Origin of the sequence: Pauljensenia sp. UMB3104 (assembly GCF_030217285.1) — a bacterium.
Taxonomy (GTDB): domain Bacteria; phylum Actinomycetota; class Actinomycetes; order Actinomycetales; family Actinomycetaceae; genus Pauljensenia.
On record NZ_JASONN010000023.1, the window covers coordinates 16270 to 34865 of the forward strand.

Genomic DNA, 18596 nt, shown 5'->3' on the forward strand with positions numbered 1-18596 from the left:
CTGTGTCTCACGATGGACATACCCGCACTTGAAAGGAACAACCATGATTTCCCGCACTGTCGCAATTGGTTCCTCCGTTGGCCTCCACGCGCGTCCCGCGAACATTCTTGCCGAGGCCGTTGATGACTCCGGCGTCGACGTGACCATCTCCCTGGGTGAAGAGGAAGCTGACGCCGCGTCGCTCCTCGAGATCATGACCCTGGGCGCCAAGCATGGCGATGTTGTCACGCTGTCCACCGAGGATGATTCCGCGGGTGCGGTGCTCGACTCGCTCGTTGAGCTGCTCTCGCGCGACCTCGACCAGGAGTGAACTGATGGCGACGCACGACGTCCTGCACGGCATCGGTGTCTCCGCCGGTACCGCAGCAGCCCCCGCCGCGATCGTCCAGCCCGCCCCCGGTGTTGACACGACGGAGCCGGGCAGCGTCGATGCTGCCGCCGACGGCGCGCGTGTCCGCGAGGCGCTCGCTGCCGTTTCCACTCGCCTGAAAGAGCGCGCCGCGAACGCGCCGGAGGAGACGAAGGCGATCCTGAAGGCCACCGCTCAGCTCGCGGGTGACCGCGGCCTGGCCAAGGCCGTTGACAAGAAGCTCAAGAAGGGTCTGGGTATCACTCAGGCCGTCCACGATGCTGTCGAGGACTATGCGCAGATGCTGCGCGGCCTGGGCGGCTACATGGCCGAGCGCGCGACCGATCTCTACGACGTGCGCGATCGCGCGATCTGCGAGCTTCGCGGCCTGCCCGAGCCCGGCGTCCCGGCCTTTGATGGCCCCGTCGTCCTCGTGGCCCACGATCTGGCCCCCGCCGAGACCGCGACCCTGGACCCCGATACCGTTCTCGGCATCATCACCGAGGTCGGCGGCCCCACCTCGCACACGGCGATCCTGGCCGCCCAGCTGGGTATTCCCGCGATCGTGAAGGCCGCGGGCATCATGGGTGTCGCCGAAGGTACGATGCTGGCCCTCGACGGTGGCGTCGGCGAGGTGATCATCGCCCCCACCGACGACGAGGTGGACCTGCTCAAGGAACGCTCGCGTCGCCGCGCGCTCGCCCTGGCCGGTTCGACCGGCAAGGGCGCGACCTACGACGGCTACCCCGTCAAGCTCCTGGCCAATATCGGCACGGTTGACGACGCGATGAAGGCCTCGAAGTTCGACCTTGAGGGCTCGGGCCTGTTCCGCACGGAGTTCCTGTTCCTGGAGCGTTCGGAGGCCCCGACGCTGGAGGAACAGACCGACACTTACACGAAGGTCCTGCAGGCCTTCGGATCGCGTCGCGTGGTCGTTCGTACCCTCGATGCGGGCGCCGACAAGCCGCTGAGCTTCGCTGATCTGGGTGCCGAAGAGAACCCCGCCCTGGGTGTGCGCGGCCTGCGCCTGTGCCAGGTGCGCGAGGACCTCATCGACACGCAGCTGCAGGCTCTGGCCGCCGCCCACAAGGCGACGGGCGCGGAGCTGTGGGTCATGGCCCCCATGGTCTCGACTGCTGACGAAGCCAAGTGGTTCGCCGACAAGGCGCGCGGCTACGGCCTGCCCAAGGTCGGCATCATGATCGAGGTGCCCGCGGCCGCCCTGCGCGCCGAGCAGCTCCTGTCGATCGTGGACTTCGCCTCCATCGGCACGAACGACCTGACGCAGTACACGATGGCTGCGGACCGCCTGGACGGCAACCTGGCACCCCTCCTGGATCCGTGGCAGCCCGCGGTCCTCGAGATGATTCGCCACGCCTGTAATGGTGGCCGTGCGACGGGCAAGCCGATCGGCGTGTGTGGCGAAGCCGGTGGCGATCCGCTGCTTGCCCTGGTCCTCACGGGCCTGGGTGTTGCCTCCCTGTCGATGGCGCCCTCGAAGGTCAACGCCGTGCGCGCTGCTCTGCGTATGCACGACCTGGCGACCTGCCAGCAGATGGCGGCCTACGCGGTGGATGCGCCCAACGCGAAGGAAGGCCGTGACAACGTCCTGAAGCTGGTGGCTCCGGCGATGCTGGATCTGCTCTGATTCGACGCTTCTGACACATTACGGGGTGGGCCCGGGAACCAAGCGGTTCCCGGGCCCACCCCGTTTGTGCGTATTGCGACGCCGCGTCAGTCCCTGCGGATCGCGTCCGCCGGATTCGATGTCGGCGACTGGGCTCCCTTCTGAGACTTCTTCTTGGAGCGTCCAGAGAAGAGCGCGGTGAGAATCAAGATGACACCCAGCGCTGCGATCGAGCTGATCCCGAGGATCGGCAGGTTGAAGTTCGTGACGTAGGCCTCGGCGATGAGGAAAACTCCCACCATGCACACGAGGAGCGCCCACACGAAGGAACCGACCCGCACGCCCCTGCTCGGTGCTTCGGGTAGCGTGCGCACATCGACCGGGCCTGTCGGCGCGCTCCACGTGGCGTGAACACCCGGGGTCGGGCCCGGCGCTGCACTGGGAGCACCCAGGGGCTCCTGACGATGATGGGGTGCCCCGGCCTCGTGCCCTGCGGGAATGGACTCACCTGTGGAGGCCGGGTCGAAGGCGGTGCGCCCGCCCGCCCCTACGGAGCCGGCAGAAGAGCCTGCCTGCGCATGCGGCCCCTGCGCGCCCGATGCGCCCGCCGGGCTCGCAGTCCCAGCGTCTGAGCGAAAGGGGTCGGTGGGCATCTGGGCAGTTGGTGCTTCGCGGAAGACTGCCAGCGGATCCGAGGACAGATCCGGGGAGGAGGTCGGCAGCTCCGTAGTCGCGTCCGCGCCGACGCCGACAGTCGGCGCGGGGATCGTCGGCAGCGGCGTCGTGGCGTCGAATTCGGGCAGTTCGGTGGTGAGGTCGTCGCTCGAGGTGGTCATGGTCGTGGTCCTTCCTCAGTTACCCGACTGGGAGCCGGTAGGGGTGGGGGATGGAGAGGTGCTCGGAGTCGTCGAGGGCGTTGCCGACGGGGTAGCCGAGGGCGTCGTCGTCGGCTTGGAACCCCACGTTCCCGAGGAATCGGGTGTCTGCAGGACCGTCAGCGTGTCGAGCCCCGCGCTATCGGTGATGAGGACGGTGATGCCGCCGAGGGAGGGATTTCCCCAGGAGGGGGAGGTGGCGGTCGCCCCCGCGCAGTTGTTCAGTGAGGACGCCCAGCCGTCGCCGTCCATGTTGGTGGAGAGAGTCTCGATGTCGGACTGGCACACGATCTGCACGGGCTGTCCCTCTGCCACCTGAATGGTCAGCCTGCTCCAGGCCTCCCAGTCGACGATGATTGTCTTCGTGGTGCCGACGGGAGCTCCACTCAGGTCGAGTAGCGTCGTGCCGGCCGGATTGCCACCACTGACTCTGTCGACCGTCCAGTCGCGCGTCGTCTCCGTGTTGATGGCCCCGGGGTGAACGGTGATGAGGAAATCGGTCGGGCGGGCGGCCTGGGTGCCGATGGCCGCGGTGGGAAACGCCATGATCATGCCGATGACCGACAGGGCGGTGAGCCATCCCGCGCTGCGGTCGCGCAGGGCCGCAATCGCCAGGGAGAGCCCGACGACAAGCAGGCACACGCCGCCACCAATGGTGATGATGCGGGCGATCGTCTGCCCCTCGGTCTCACCGGTAATGAAGGGGATCGACAGGCCCTTATCCGCCCAGTACAGTCCGGCGAAAACAGCAGCCGTGATGAGCGTCAGCAGGCCCGTGATTGCCAGGTTCACGCGACCGGAAACGGTGCGGGGGCGATGCGTCGGCGTGGGCGGAACGTTCCATCGACGAGGCGTGGGCGCGCTCGCGGGAGGCGTCCAGCCGGGGTGGGGCACGGAGGCGGTCGCGGCGGCTGGACGCGGTCCGGCCTGCGGGCTGGCGGCGCCGGCGGGGGAGGACTGGAAATCGCTCGGAACGCCGTACGCGGGGAAACCTGCGGGACCCTGCTCGGGCTTCATGCCTGGATCCGGCTCCCCCGTGCCGTCAGCGGCCGGGGTAGCTGGTGCAAAAGGGGCGGAGGTGCCCGCCGCGTTCGGGGTGGGGGCAGCCGACGGGGCGTTGTTTCGTGGAGCCTCGTAGTGGGCGGCCCCGTAGGAGGGGCGCTGCTGGCCCGCGTTCCGGTTGCGAGAGAGCGACAGGCCCACGAGAGCGGCCGCGATGCCCGAGAAGGACAGTGCCACGATGATGAGCATGAACCAGCCGATCCCCATGATGCCGAAGACACCGACATCGGAGAACATCGAGGACAGGGCGGCGAGAATCATCAGAGCGCCGCCGATGACGGCGATGTCGAAGCGCCCCTCGATGGTCTCTTCGACGTGAATACGGCCGTCCTCAGCCTCGGGCAGGAGCAGCCAGGCCAGCCCGTAGGCGAGGATAACGAGCGGCATGAAGAACGCGGAGACCACCATGAGGACGCGCACGAGAGACAGGTCCCACCCCTGGTGGGCGGAGATTCCCGAGCAGACGCCTCCGAGAACGCGGGGCTTCGCGCGGTACCACCCGGAGCCTCGGATGGACTCGAAGAAACCGCTGCGGGGCGGGCGCTGCTGGTACTGATCACTCGGATCTGTTGTGCCATTCGACCAACTCATCATGCACTTCCTCTCGATGGGATCCACGCGGCGTGGATCGATACCACTACTCAACCAAAGAACGGGGGGAGCGCGACAGTAGGGGACCCCCTGAATGACCCCTGATTGTGCTGGGGGTATCCCGGGGGGACACCCCGTGGCATGCCACAATGGGAGCGTGAGCAGACCCGTAAATTCCCCCCATCCGGGGTGGACTCCGCCGATTCCGGCGCCTCCCAGCAGGCCCCCGCTCGTGCGCGCGACCGCCTCGAGCCCGGACATGCCGGCCCCCTGGCTGGGCGGCGTGTGCTCGGGTCTGGCCGTACACCTGGGAGTGTCGGTCGCTCTCGTGCGCATCATCATGATCTGCATGACCTTTGTGGGTCTCGGCTTCGGCGTTTACCTGTGGCTGTGGGTAACGGTCCCCGAGGATTCCCCGGAGCGAAGCGGGGAGGGCTCGCTCAGCCCCGGCCTCGTCCGGCTGCGTGAAGAACGCGCCGCCCAGGTGTCGCGCAACCGCTTGATTGTCGTCGGCGTGGCCCTGATCGTGGCCGCGATCGCGGGTACCGTCTTGAACGCGACGGGCACCCTGGACTGGCGAGACATGGGGGCCATCGTTTCGATCATCGCGGGCATTGCGCTCGTGTGGAGCCAGAGCCGCAACGTGGGCTCCTGGCGTTCCGTGCGCTTCGTCGGGGCTGTCTTCGGCGGCATCGTGCTGCTGGCGCTCGGCGTCGTGATGGTCGCTTCGCGCGATAATCCGCCCGTCATCCTGCTGCGCGGTGGTCTCATCGGGGCTGCTCTGGTGGCGGGCGTGCTCTTCGCCCTCGTCCCCATGTGGCTGCGCACTACGAAGGATCTCTCGCAGGCTCAGGCGCAGCGCGTGCGTGAAGCCGAGCGCGCCGACATCGCCGCTCACCTGCACGACTCGGTGCTCCAGGCCCTCACTCTGATCCGTGCCTCCGCCGAGGACCCGGCCCGCGTGCGCGCCATCGCCCTCACCGAGGAGCGCGAACTGCGTGCTTGGCTGTACACGGGCCACGCGCAGGCCGCCGATTCCCTCGAAGCAGCCGTCACCGAGGCCGTCGTTGGCGTCGAGAGTCGCTACGGCGTGCCGATCAGTGTCGTCGTCGTCGGCGACATGCGCCCGGGTCCCGGTGAGCTTGCCCTCGTCGCGGCTCTGGCCGAGGCCTGCCAAAACGCCGTGCGTCACGGCGCCCCGCCCGTCTCCGTCTACGTCGAAGTACGCCCCCGAGCCATCGAGGCCTTCGTCAAGGACAACGGCGAAGGATTCGACCCCGCCACCATCGCCGCCGACCGCCACGGCGTGCGCGACTCTATCGTCGGGCGTATGCGCCGAGCAGGGGGAAGCGCCACGATCAGGCGTCTCGCCCGCGGAACCGAAATTGCTCTGAGCGTGCCGCGCTCCGATATCCTGGAAGAAACAGCGCCCACCGGGAGGACACAGTGACCATCCGCATCCTCGTTATCGACGACCACCCCATGGTGCGCGCAGGAGTGCGCGCCGAGCTTGAAAATTCCGGGGCTGACCTGGAAGTCGTCGGCGACGCGTCCGACGTCGAGGGTGCCATCGCAGCCTGCCGCACGCTCACCCCGGACGTCGCCCTCCTCGACGTGCACCTGCCCGGCGGAAACGGCGGAGGCGGTGCCGAGGTCGCCAGCTCCTGCCGCGACATTGAGGGCCTGCACTTCCTCGCGCTGTCCGTCTCCGACGCCGCCGAGGACGTCGTCCAAGTTATCCGGGCGGGCGCCCGCGGATACGTCACCAAGTCGATCTCCACCCCCGACCTCGTCGAGGCCATCGGACGAGTCGCCGCCGGGGACGCCGCCTTCAGCCCGCGCCTGGCCGGCTTCGTCCTGGATGCCTTCGGGACCGGCGAGGTTTCCACGACCGACAGCGAGCTGGACCTGCTGTCGGCGCGCGAACAGGAAGTCATGCGCCTCATCGCCCGCGGCTACACCTACAAAGAAGTCGCCCACGACCTCTTCATCTCTATCAAGACCGTCGAAACCCACGTGAGCGCGGTCCTGCGCAAGCTCCAGCTCTCCAACCGCAATGAGCTGACGCGTTGGGCGATGCAGCGACACATCGTGTGAGGTCGGACCCCTTTCGTGCGTGCCATCCGTAGAGTGACGCGCCGTCGCCCTTACAATGGAACCCCGAGGGCGCGACTGCGCCTGCCCGCCCCGCACGGACGGCCTCTTCTATTTCTGCGACCTCGGAGGATGCATGCACCGCATCGGTTTTGATAGTGATCAGTACGTCGAGATGCAGTCTCGACACATCGCCCAGCGACGCAGCGAATTCGGCGGCAAGCTCTACCTGGAGTTTGGCGGCAAGCTGATCGACGACATGCATGCCTCGCGCGTCCTTCCGGGTTTTACGCCCGACAACAAGGTGCGCATGCTGCGCGAACTGGCCGACGAAGTTGAGATCATCGTCGCCGTCAACGCCAAGGATTTCGCGCGCCGTAAGGTCCGCGCCGACATGGGCACCACCTACGACGATGAGGTTCTGCGTCAGATCGACGAGTTCCGTGAGCGCGGCCTGTACGTCGGGTCCGTCGTCATCACCCAGTGGACGGACGACAACAAGGCGGCCGCCGAGGTCAAGGAACGCTTCGAGAAGCTCGGCATCCGCGTCTACCGTCACTTCCCGATCCCCGGCTACCCCTCGGACGTTGAGCGCATCGTCTCCGATGAGGGCTACGGCGCGAACGAGTACGTGGAGACCACCCGCGACCTGATCGTCGTGACCGCCCCCGGCCCGGGTTCCGGCAAGATGGCGACCTGCCTGTCGCAGCTCTACCACGATCACAAGCGCGGGATCGAGTCGGGGTATGCGAAGTGGGAGACCTTCCCGATCTGGAACATTGCGCTGGATCACCCGGTGAACATTGCCTACGAGGCCGCCACGGCCGACCTCGACGACGTCAACATGATCGATCCCTTCCACCTGGAGGCGTACGGGATCAAGACGGTCAACTACAACCGCGACGTGGAAATCTTCCCCGTCCTGAACCGCCTGTTCGAGAAGATCCTCGGCTCCTCCCCCTACAAGAGCCCCACGGACATGGGCGTCAACATGGCGGGCCACTGCATCGTGGACGACGAGGCCTGCGCGGAGGCTTCGCGTCAGGAAATCATTCGCCGCTACTACAAGGCGCTCGTGACTGAGAAGAAGGAAATGAGCGAGCCCGTGCAGTCGGCGCGCATCTCCCTGCTGATGAGCCGTGTGGGCGTGGGGCGCATGGACCGCCCGGTCGTGCGTCCGGCCCTCGAGCTGGCTGAGGCGACGGGCGAACCGGCCGCAGCGATCGAGCTTCCCGATGGCCAGATCGTCACGGGTAAGACGTCGGCGCTGCTGGGCTGCTCTTCGGCGATGCTGCTCAACGCGCTCAAGAAGCTCGCGGGGCTGCCCGACGAGGTCCAGCTCCTCGCCCCTCAGTCCATCGAGCCGATCCAGCGCCTCAAGACCCGCGACCTGGGCTCGCGCAACCCGCGCCTGCACACCGACGAGGTCCTCATCGCGCTCGCGGTGTCCGCCAACGGCGACGACAACGCGCGCCGCGCCCTGGATAAGCTCAGCTCTTTGCGCGACTGCGACGTTCACGAGTCGGTCATCCTGGGCCCCGTGGACGAGGGCATCTTCCGTTCCCTCGGCATCCAGGTGACGACGGAGCCGGTGTACGCGACGAAGTCGCTGTACCGCAAGAAGTAATCGCTTCGACGAGGCCGGGGCTTGTCTGTCGCGCAACAGCGCGGGGAGGCCCCGGCCTCGTCGTATGCCGCCTTTCGTGGTTGGCGCCACCCGGGGCGGGGGTCGCAGGTGAGGGTGGGGCGGTTTACCCTTGGAGGCGATGAGTGACGCGACTTCTTTGCCTGACCTTGGTTTCCTGATCGGCCCCGATGTGGGTCTTCAGGACGACTACGTGCCGCCGGAGGTGCCCGCCTTTGATGTGGAGGACGCCTTGGGCTCCGACGCGTGGCCGGAGATCGCCGTGCCGGGTGGGGCGTCGGGTGCGCCGTCGGCGTGGGAGCCTCCCGCGTCCTCGGGTGGTTTTTCGTCCGGCTGGGAGCGCCCCTCGCGCCCGAGTGTGGACCCCGAGTCGCTGACGCGCGGCCTCAACGACCGCCAGCGTGAGGCCGTCACCCACGCGGGTTCACCGCTGCTGATCCTGGCGGGCGCGGGCTCCGGTAAGACCCGCGTCCTGACGCATCGCATCGCCTACCTGCTGGCCACGGGCCGCGCGCGGGCGGGGGAAATCTTGGCGATCACCTTCACGAACAAGGCGGCTGCCGAGATGCGCGAGCGCGCGGGCGCCCTCGTGGGTGACGACGCGCGCCGCATGTGGGTGTCGACCTTCCACTCGGCGTGCGTGCGCCTGCTGCGCTACGAGCACGAGGCGGCGGGCCTGTCCTCGTCCTTCACGATCTACGACGCCCAGGATTCCCAGCGCCTCATCCAGATGGTCCTCAAAGCCCAGGACGTGGACATTAAGCGCTTCACCCCAAAGATGGTGGCGGCGCGCATTTCGGACGCGAAGAACGAGCTGATCGGCCCGGCGCGCTACGCGGAAACGGCGGGCAAGGACCCGGTCTCGCGCATCGTCGCCGACGCCTACGTTGAGTACGACAAGCGCATGCGCGCCTCGAACGCGCTGGACTTCGACGACCTCATCATGCGCACGGTCGAGCTACTGCGCGACAACCCGCTGATCGCCGAGCACTACCACCGGCGCTTCCGACACATTCTCGTGGACGAGTACCAGGACACGAACCACGCGCAGTACGTCCTCGTGCGCGCCCTCGTGGGAGATGGATCCGATGGGGTGATGCCCGCGGAGCTGACGGTCGTGGGTGACTCGGACCAGTCGATTTACGCCTTCCGCGGCGCCACGATCCGCAATATCGAGGAGTTCGAGCGCGACTTCACGGGCGCTCGCACGATCCTGCTCGAGCAGAACTACCGCTCGACGCAGAACATCCTGTCGGCCGCGAACGCGGTCATCGCCCGCAACACGGGGCGCCGCGCGAAAAACCTGTGGACGGCCTCGGGCGACGGCGCGCTTATCACGCTGGATGCCGCCGATTCCGAGCACGACGAGGCCCGATTCGTCGTCGGCGAGATCGACCGCCTCGCGGATTCCGGCGTCGAATGGGGCGACATTGCGGTCTTCTACCGCACGAACGCCCAGTCCCGCGCACTCGAGGAACTCCTCGTGCGCCAGGGCATCCCGTACCGCGTCGTCGGCGGTACGCGCTTCTACGAGCGCCGCGAAATTAAGGACGCGCTGGCGTACCTCCAGGTCATCTCCAACCCCGACGACACCGTCGCAGCCCGCCGCATCCTCAACGTCCCCAAGCGCGGCATCGGCGCCAAAGCCGAGGAGGCCATCGCCGCGCACGCCGCCCACTACGGCATCTCCTTTGGTGCAGCCCTGCGTCACCTGTGGCTGCGCGCCGGGTGCCCCGCGGGCGAAGGCGAGGGGATCGACCTCGACGCGCTCGCCGCTCCCGTTTCCGCGGACGAGGCCTCGGCTGGGTCTTCCGATCCTGCATCCTCGGGTGGGGCAGCGGGGGAGGCTCCGGTTGCGGGCGAGACTGCTGGTGAGAGCGGTTCTGCGGCTGAGAGCGCTGCGGCCCCGGCCTCGTCCCCTGTGTCTTCTGTGTCTTCTGAGAGCGTGCCCGAGGTCCTGGGGATCACCCCGCGTGCCGCCAAGTCGGCGGCCGCCTTCTGGGGACTCATCGAAACCCTGCGCGCTGCGGAGGCGCGAGGCGCATCCCAGGCCGACATCCTCGAAGAGGTCCTCGACCATACCGGCTACCTGGCCGAGCTGCGGCGCAGCGAAGATCCGCAGGACGCCTCGCGCGTGGAAAACCTGGCGGAACTGCACTCGGTCGCGGGAGCCTTCGCGGCTGACGCTCCGGGTGGAACACTCGCGGACTTCCTCGAGCGCGTCGCCCTCGTGGCCGACTCGGACCAGGTGCCCGCGGAGGGTGAGCGCGGCGGACAAGTCACCCTCATGACCGTGCACACCGCGAAGGGCCTCGAATTCCCGGTCGTGTTCGTCACCGGCATGGAGGACGGCACCTTCCCGCACCAGCGCAGCCTCGGCGACGAGAGCGAGCTGGAAGAAGAACGCCGCCTGGCGTACGTGGCCATCACGCGTGCGCGCGAACGCCTCTACCTCACGCGCGCAGCCGTGCGCAGCGCCTGGGGGACGCCTCAGGAGATGCCGCCCTCGCGGTTCCTCGACGACATCCCCGCCGAGCTGCTCGACGTACGCCGTGCGGCCACGTCGGGGGAGCGCATGCGCGCGTCCTACGGCGGTTCCTACGGGTCCGGGTCCTACAGTTCGGGTTCCTACGGCTCGGGTTCCTACGGGCGTTCGCGCAGCTCCGCGGGGCGCGACCCCTGGGGTGACGCCGACACCGGTGCCTTCGGCTCCGGGCGCGGTGGTGCCTCTGCGCAGCCCGCGGGTGTTCGCAAGGTGACGCGCATGGGCGTTGCACCCGCCGCGAAGCCCGCCGACGACAAGCCCGTTCTCTCTCTCAAGGTCGGCGACCGCATCAAGCACGCCACCCTTGGCGCTGGCACCGTCACCGGCATCGAAGGCGAGGGACCGCGTACCGTGGCCCGCATCCGCTTTGGCCTGGGCGAGAAGCGCCTCCTGGTGCGCATGGCGCCGATGGAAAAGATCTCGTAGCGTTTCCCGGCTGTGGTCGGGCCGCTGCGTTGTGGGGCCGGGCCGCTTGATGCACCCGTGGGCGGCGGCCTTCCTGCTTGTTGTTGCTTGTGGCCCCGTGGGTGTTTCGGGCGCTGCGTGGCCAGTCTCGTGGGCCGGGCTGCTTGATGCGCTCGTGGGTGGCGGCCCGCCCGCGAGCCGTCCGCGCCGCGAGCCTTCGGCTCGGCGCGTCGCCTCGAAGCCCGGCCAGGCCCTGCCGCCGCCCACGGGTGCCGCAGCCAGGCCCCGTTATTCACCGGCACTGCGGCCAGGCCCTCCGGCGTTCTCCATACCTGTGGGGCCTGTGTAGCTTATGGCTGTCCCTCTACTCGTCAGCACTGTGATCGACTCGCCCCGCCGCTCAGTAATTTCGCACGTAATTCCCCTGTGATTACTTCAAACATTGAATTCGTGCCGTTGGAATTGCAACGTTTTTAGGCGGTCTCAAAAAATGACCGTCGGAAATTATGTGCGACTTTTTCTGGGGTGGTTATCGCCGTCACTCTCGGGGTGCTGCGGCCAGGCTCTGTGCCTCGAAGCCCGCCCGTGCCCTCCGGATCCTCCGGTACCCTCCACACAGGTGGGGCCTCGTGTGCTGTTGTGTTGGCGAGCCCCGTCTCTGCCTTGCGTTCGGTACAAAATTCTCCCTGCTCGGCTTCTTGGTGGTGAAAACGGTACAAAACTCTCCCCGCATGCGTAGATTGCGTCAAATCGAGCCATTTCGGGTGAGCAGGGAGAGTTTTATACCGGAAATGCGGCGAGGGCGGGCATGCAGGGAGAGTTTTATACCGGAAATGCGGCGAGGGCGGGTGTGCTGGGAGAGTTTTGTACCGGAAGTTGGGCCGTGCGGCTCGTGCTGGGCGAGATTTGTTTCGTCGTGGCACCTTCCGTGTGTGCAGTTGCCGGGTTTCCGCCACCCACCGGTGCCCCAGCCTGGCCCTCCCGCCCCTGCAGCGCGCTCGACACTGGTGGCGGTGGGGGTTTTGCACTACACGAAGCCTTCTGGCGGCGTGTCGCCGGCGTGTCGGACCCCCGTGTAGTGCAATTCCCCCCCGATTGATGGCGGCGCGGCCGCGGTTCGAGGCGGTGCGGTCGCCAAAGTGCAGACCCATTGAGTGAAAACAGTCAAATAACGACGGTTGTGGCTGAATGGGTCTGCGTTTTGGCGGATTCGGTCTCTGTCGTGGTGTGTTGGTCGCACGTGAACCGCTGAAGATGCGCGTTAACCCCTTGATACGCACGTCAGCGCTTTGATGCGCATGTCAACCCCTAGATATGCGCGTGGGCGGCGCTGCCCACATGCAGACCATCGGGCCCACGTGCGCATGAGTGGGCCCACGTGCGAATTGGTGGGACCCGAATGACGCTGAGTTGCATCTCAAGAGCTGGCCTCGTCGCCGTGGACGTGATCATGCGGGGCAGTGGGAACGCCCAGCCCGCACCAACGAGGTCGACAACCTGCCCCACGACCCCATCAACACGACTCGCAACGCAAAGCGACGTCAAAGGAAAAGCGCGCTCGGGTCAAGGGCGTGACAAGCCTTCATAATGTAAGGAAATGGCGCGTTTGTGCCGGTTGCACGGTAGAATTATTGCGCTGACCACACCACGTTCAACGGAGGGAATAAGGTGGATCTCTACGAGTACCAGGCCCGGCAGATGTTCAAGGAGCACGGCGTGCCCGTGCTCGACTACCGCCTGGCGTCGACCCCCGAAGAGGCGCGCGAGGGTGCGCGCGAGCTGCTCGCGGAGGGTGCGTCGCTGCTGGTTGTCAAGGCTCAGGTGAAGACCGGTGGCCGCGGCAAGGCCGGCGGCGTCAAGCTCGCCCACACCGCCGACGAGGCCTACGAGAAGGCTGAGGCGATCCTCGGCCTCGATATCAAGGGCCATATCGTCAAGAAGGTCATGATCGCTGTCGGCGCGGACATCGCCGCCGAATACTACTTCTCGATCCTGCTGGATCGCTCGAACCGTCGCCACCTGGCGATGTGCTCGCGCGAGGGCGGCATGGATATTGAGACCCTGGCGAAGGAGCGTCCCGAGGCCCTCGCCCGCGTCCCGCTGGATCCGGTCGTTGGCATTGACGCTGAGGTTGCCCGCCACATCGCGAAGGAGGCGGGCTTCGACGAGGCAACCACGGAGGCGATCGCCCCCGTCCTCGAAACCCTGTGGACCGTCTACCGCGATGAGGATGCGACTCTGGTTGAGGTCAACCCGCTCGTCTCCAGCCCGGATGGCTCCGTGTGGGCGGTCGACGGCAAGGTGACTCTCGACGACAACGCCCGCTTCCGTCACCCTGGTCATGCTGAGCTTGTGGACGTGGCCGCGCAGGATCCGCGCGAGGCCGCAGCGAAGGCGGCTGGTCTCAACTACGTGCGCCTGGAGGGCCAGGTCGGCATCATCGGTAACGGCGCGGGCCTCGTCATGTCGACGCTCGACGTGGTCGCGATGGCGGGCGAGGAGTTCGGCGGCATGAAGCCCGCGAACTTCCTGGACATCGGCGGCGGCGCCTCGGCCGAGGTCATGGCCAAGGGCCTGGATATCATCCTCGGCGACGAGCAGGTTCGCTCCGTGTTCGTCAACGTTTTCGGCGGCATTACCGCGTGCGACCAGGTCGCCCGAGGCATCATCGGCGCGCTTGAGACGCTGGGCGACGCGGCCTCCAAGCCGCTCGTCGTGCGTCTCGACGGCAACAAGGTCGAGGAGGGGCGCGCGATCCTCGCCCAGGCCGCGCATCCGCTTGTCCACATGGAAGAAACGATGGACGGTGCAGCCCGGCGTGCGGCCGAGCTCGCAGCCCAGGCCTCGTCGAAGTAACGACCCGAGAATTCCAGGAGAATCACCATGACTATCTTCGTCAACTCTGACACCCGGGTCATCGTCCAGGGCATGACCGGCGCCGAGGGCCGCAAGCACACCCAGCGCATGCTGAGCGCGGGCACGGCCATCGTGGGCGGCACGAACCCGCGCAAGGCCGGCACCACCGTCACCTTCGACGTGCAGGGCTACGGCCCGGGCGCCGACAAGGTCACCGACGGACAGGTCGAGATCCCCGTCTTCGGGACGGTCGCCGAGGCCCGCGAGGCCACCGGCGCGAACGCCTCCGTCATCTTCGTGCCCCCGGCCTTCGCGAAGGGCGCCGCCCTCGAGGCCATCGACGCGGGCATCGAGACGATCGTCCTCATCACCGAGGGCATCCCCGTCCAGGATTCCACGATTGTCGTCGAGCGCGCACTCGCGGCGGGCGTGCGCCTGATCGGCCCGAACTGCCCCGGCATCATTTCGCCCGGGCAGGCGAACCTGGGCATCACCCCGGCGGACATCACGGGACCGGGACGCCTCGGCCTCGTCTCGAAGTCGGGCACGCTGACCTACCAGCTCATGTACGAGCTGCGTGACTTCGGCTTCACGACGTGCCTGGGCATCGGTGGTGACCCGGTCGTGGGCACCACTCACATCGATGCGCTGGCGGCGTTTGAGGCGGATCCCGATACGGATCTCGTCATCATGATCGGCGAGATCGGCGGCGACGCCGAGGAGCGCGCGGCCGCGTGGATCCAGGAGAACATGACGAAGCCCGTCGTCGCCTACATCGCGGGATTCACCGCGCCTGAGGGTAAGACGATGGGCCACGCGGGCGCGATCGTGTCCGGTTCGTCGGGCACGGCTGCCGCGAAGGCAGAGGCGCTCGAGGCCGTGGGCGTGCGCGTGGGTCGCACTCCTTCGCAGACGGCACAGATCGCTCGAGAGATCCTCTCGCGCTAACGTCACAGCACGAATCGGCCCGGGGTCGGCGCGCAGCGTCGCGGCCCCGGGCCGATTCTGACACTATGGGCCTGTGAGCGAGCGCATCAGAGAAGTACCCAGCCCCCGGCGGACGACGACCACGTACGTGGCGGATCGGGCGACGATCCGTGTTGCCGTCCCGCAGGGGTGGGCACGCGGAGTGATCGCGGGTGTTGAGGCAGCCTTCGCGGGCTGGGCGCTCATCACGGTGTGCGCGATGATCGCCTACCTGACGCTGCGCTCGAATACGTGGATGAATGACACGACGCCGCGCGACGCGCTCGGATTGGGCGGGGACCTGTGGGCGGCTGTCATTGGCGGTACGTCGGTGGTTGGGGGAGTGCATTACCGTGCGATCCCGACGCTGGCGGGCGCGCTGCTGATCGTCCTTGTGCGCCTCTTGCTGCGCAATACGGCTGGTTTCCCGCGCAGTGCGGCGCTGTTTGCTGTGCCCGGTTTTCTTTTGACGTCCTGGCTGCTCGCGGGTACGTCGGGCACTCATGCGCACTGGTGGACGGGCACGATTGGCGGCGTGCTGATTCCGTTGATTGGCTCGGTGTGGTTTGTTGCGTCGGGGTATGCGCGCGATCATGAGGCTCCGACGATGCAGCACTGGATTTCGGGTGGCCTGAAGTTGGGGGGCCTGTCCGTGGCGGTGCTTGCGGGCGCGTCGCTCGTTGCCGCGATTGTTGCGCTTGTGGCTGGTTGGGGTCGGATGGCTGGGATTCAGGAGATCCTGGGGGCGGCCTCGGGCGCGGATACGGCGTTTATTGTCGGTGCCCAGCTGGCGTTTGCGCCGACGGTCATGGCGTGGGCGGCTGCGTGGTGGTCGGGTGCGGGTTTCCTGACGGCGACCGATTCGCTGCATTCTCCGGCTGTGGCGGGCACTGGCCCGATTCCGCCGATTCCGCTGCTGGGTGCTGTCCCGGAGACGGCTCCTGGTCTGTGGGTGATTCTCGCGCCGATCGCGCTGGGGGTTGGCCTGGGCATCGTCGCGGCGCGTTCGTTCCGTCGTGAGCACCTGCTGCACCAGAGCGCGCAGGGCGTTCTGGCCTCGTTGATCGTCGCGGCCGTGACGGCCCTGTGGATGTGGAGCGCGACGATGAGCCTGGGCTCCGTGCGCCTGGCGTCGATGGGGCCGCGCGTGGGGTGGGCGACTGTGGCGCTCGTGCTTGAGATTGCCCTGCCCGCGCTGATTATCGCGTTGGCGACCCACCCGACGACGCGTGCGCTCCTCGGCGAGGGCGCGGGCCGCGTGCGCAACGAGGGCGAGGCCTTGCGTCGCCGCGCCGCCGAGCGTGCCTCCCGTGTGGGCACAGCCGCCTCGACGACTGACGAGGCCTGGGCTGAGGCTTCCGACTCCGCTGAGGACAGCGCCGGGGACGACGGTGCCGACGAGGCCGGGGCTGAGAATCTCGAAGCGGAGGCCGATGGGGGAGAAGCGGACGAGATGCCCGAGGAGGCTAGCGAAACGGCCGCCGACGAGCCCGTGGACGATGAGTCCGCGCAGGCCGAGGGTGACGCGGATGACCCCGAGACGAGGGCGACGCGGCGCGAGGGCCTGAACTAGACTGGGAGGTGCCGCGACTGGCGAGGGTGGATGACCACCGGGGAGCGGCTGCATTTCCCGCGAGGCGTCGCCCGCCTGGGCGCCTGGGTTTGGTCTCAACCTGGAGGAACTATGTCCGTCTCACTGGACAACCTGGAACCCATTGACGTGCGCCCGATTAAGCGGGCCCTGATTTCTGTGTATGACAAGACGGGCTTGGAGGACCTTGCGCGTGCGCTGGGTGAGGCCGGTGTGGAGATCGTCTCCACGGGCTCCACGGCCGCTCGTATTGCGGCGGCTGGCGTGGCCGTCACCCCGGTCGATGACGTGACCGGTTTCCCGGAGGTGCTCGAAGGTCGTGTGAAGACCCTGCACCCCTTCATTCATTCCGGCATCCTGGCCGATCAGCGTAAGGCTGCGCATCGCGAGCAGATTGCGCAGCTGGGGATCAAGGCGTTTGACCTGGTCGTGTGCAACCTGTATCCCTTCCAGGACACGGTTGCCTCGGGCGCGTCCTTCGATGAGTGCGTTGAGCAGATCGATATTGGCGGCCCGTCCATGGTGCGTGCTGCCGCGAAGAATCACCCGTCGGTTGCGGTCGTGACCTCTCCGGAGCGTTACGCGGATGTCGCCGAGGCCGTGGCGGGGGAGGGCTTCACCCTTGAGCAGCGCCGCGAGCTGGCTGCCGAGGCCTTCGCGCACACGGCGACCTACGACCTGGCGATCGCGGGTTGGTTTGCCGACGAGCTGGATCTTGAGGATGTGCGCGAGACCCTCGACGAGGCTGCCGAAACCCACCTGGACGCCTCCGACGCGGCGTTCCTGGAGTCGCTGGGCTACCAGACTGAGGAAGACTACGTGGTGGAGGTCCCCGAGGAGGAGGGGCAGGCCTCGGGCATGCCCGTGTTCGTCGCCGACGCGTTCGAGCGCGTGGAGTCGCTGCGCTACGGCGAGAACCCGCATCAGGGCGCGGCCGTCTACCGTGAGATCGACGAGTCCTTCGAGGATGAGGAGGCCGACGACGAGGCCTTGGCGCCGGGCATCGCGAACGCGCGCCAGCTGCACGGCAAGGCCATGAGCTACAACAACTACACGGATGGCGACGCCGCCCTGCGCGCCGCCTACGATCACGAGCGCCCCTGCGTCGCGATTATCAAGCACGCGAACCCCTGCGGTATCGCGGTGGCCGATGACGTGGCCGAGGCGCACCGCCTCGCGCACGCCTGCGACCCCGTGTCGGCGTTTGGCGGCGTGATCGCCGTGAACCGTCCGGTGAGCGTGGAGCTGGCTCGCCAGATCGTCCCGATCTTCACCGAGGTCGTGCTGGCCCCTGACTACGAGGAGGGCGCGCTCGAGGTGCTGAGCGCGAAGAAGAACCTGCGCGTCCTGCAGGTTGAGCCCCCGGCTCGCGGCTCGTACGAGTTCAAGCAGATCAGCGGCGGCCTGCTGGTCCAGGAGCGCGACGACATCGACGCGCCGGGCGATTCTCCGGAGAACTGGACGCTCGCGGCGGGTGCTCCCGCCGACGAGGCGACGCTGGCGGACCTGGAGTTCGCGTGGCGCACGGTGCGTGCGGTTCGTTCTAACGCGATTCTGCTGGTCAAGGATGGCGCCTCGGTGGGCGTGGGTATGGGCCAGGTGAACCGCGTGGACTCGTGCAAGCTGGCGGTTGAGCGCGCGAACACGCTCGGCTCGCGTTCGACGGGTGATGCGGCGGCGTCCAACGTGGACAGTGCGGGCGGTGCTCGCGCGTCCGAGGTTGTGGCCGAGGCTCCCGAGCAGCGTTCCATCGGCGCGGTTGCTGCGTCGGATGCGTTCTTCCCCTTCGCTGATGGTCTGCAGGTGCTGATCGACGCGGGCGTGAAGGCTGTTGTCCAGCCCGGTGGCTCGGTGCGTGACCAGGAGTCGATTGACGCTGCGAATGCCGCGGGCATCACGATGTACCTGACGGGGACGCGTCACTTCGCGCACTAATTATTCCCGTTCATGGGCTCCAGGGGGCGAGCGCCCGTCCGGGCTGGTATGGGGG

Annotated in this window: 12 protein-coding genes and 1 riboswitch; of the genes, 10 read left to right on the forward strand and 2 right to left on the reverse strand. The window is 67.4% G+C overall.

The genetic code is table 11. The annotated features are described in order from the left end of the window. Positions 1–43: 43 nt before the first annotated feature. Both QP415_RS09230 and ptsP read left to right on the forward strand, forming a co-directional pair. On the forward strand, positions 44–310 hold the full coding sequence (locus QP415_RS09230) for an HPr family phosphocarrier protein (protein ID WP_016461526.1): 267 nt from the start codon (positions 44–46) through the stop codon (positions 308–310). Between the two features lie 4 nt (positions 311–314). Next, positions 315–1997: a phosphoenolpyruvate--protein phosphotransferase gene (gene ptsP, locus QP415_RS09235; protein WP_285099790.1), complete on the forward strand. Its 1683-nt coding sequence runs from the start codon at positions 315–317 to the stop codon at positions 1995–1997. An 86-nt stretch (positions 1998–2083) separates the two neighbouring features. Here ptsP and QP415_RS09240 read toward each other — a convergent pair whose 3' ends face one another. Together QP415_RS09240 and QP415_RS09245 are read right to left on the reverse strand one after the other, a co-directional pair. Next, positions 2084–2812, reverse strand: a complete 729-nt coding sequence (locus QP415_RS09240) for a hypothetical protein (protein WP_285099791.1) — start codon at positions 2810–2812, stop codon at positions 2084–2086. A 15-nt stretch (positions 2813–2827) separates the two neighbouring features. Then, entirely contained in the window at positions 2828–4504 is a 1677-nt protein-coding gene (locus tag QP415_RS09245; protein WP_285099792.1) for a PspC domain-containing protein, read from the reverse strand. Between the two features lie 259 nt (positions 4505–4763). Here QP415_RS09245 and QP415_RS09250 point away from each other — a divergent pair, with 259 nt between their 5' ends. The 8 genes from QP415_RS09250 to purH all read left to right on the forward strand — a co-directional run bounded on the left by QP415_RS09250 (position 4764) and on the right by purH (position 18541). Beyond that, positions 4764–5954, forward strand: coding sequence for an ATP-binding protein (locus QP415_RS09250; protein ID WP_285099798.1), 1191 nt, complete (start codon positions 4764–4766; stop codon positions 5952–5954). After that, complete coding sequence (locus QP415_RS09255) at positions 5951–6601, forward strand: LuxR C-terminal-related transcriptional regulator (RefSeq protein WP_016461521.1); 651 nt, start codon at positions 5951–5953, stop codon at positions 6599–6601. The genes QP415_RS09250 and QP415_RS09255 overlap by 4 nt, the downstream gene beginning before the upstream one ends. Before the next feature lie 133 nt (positions 6602–6734). Continuing rightward, complete coding sequence (locus QP415_RS09260) at positions 6735–8225, forward strand: DUF1846 domain-containing protein (protein ID WP_048674852.1); 1491 nt, start codon at positions 6735–6737, stop codon at positions 8223–8225. A gap of 139 nt (positions 8226–8364) precedes the next feature. Then, a complete protein-coding gene (locus QP415_RS09265; RefSeq protein ID WP_285099793.1) occupies positions 8365–11214 on the forward strand; it encodes a UvrD-helicase domain-containing protein in 2850 nt (949 codons plus the stop codon). A 1647-nt stretch (positions 11215–12861) separates the two neighbouring features. Beyond that, positions 12862–14049 (forward strand): ADP-forming succinate--CoA ligase subunit beta, encoded by a 1188-nt coding sequence (sucC, locus tag QP415_RS09270; protein WP_285099794.1) that lies wholly within the window; start codon positions 12862–12864, stop codon positions 14047–14049. Positions 14050–14076: 27 nt separating this feature from the next. After that, positions 14077–14997, forward strand: coding sequence for a succinate--CoA ligase subunit alpha (sucD, locus tag QP415_RS09275; protein WP_285099795.1), 921 nt, complete (start codon positions 14077–14079; stop codon positions 14995–14997). A 73-nt stretch (positions 14998–15070) separates the two neighbouring features. Beyond that, positions 15071–16588: a cell division protein PerM gene (locus tag QP415_RS09280; protein ID WP_285099796.1), complete on the forward strand. Its 1518-nt coding sequence runs from the start codon at positions 15071–15073 to the stop codon at positions 16586–16588. A 3-nt stretch (positions 16589–16591) separates the two neighbouring features. Continuing rightward, positions 16592–16676, forward strand: a riboswitch (ZMP/ZTP riboswitch). A 23-nt stretch (positions 16677–16699) separates the two neighbouring features. Further along, on the forward strand, positions 16700–18541 hold the full coding sequence (purH, locus tag QP415_RS09285; RefSeq protein WP_285099797.1) for a bifunctional phosphoribosylaminoimidazolecarboxamide formyltransferase/IMP cyclohydrolase: 1842 nt from the start codon (positions 16700–16702) through the stop codon (positions 18539–18541). Positions 18542–18596 lie beyond the last annotated feature (55 nt).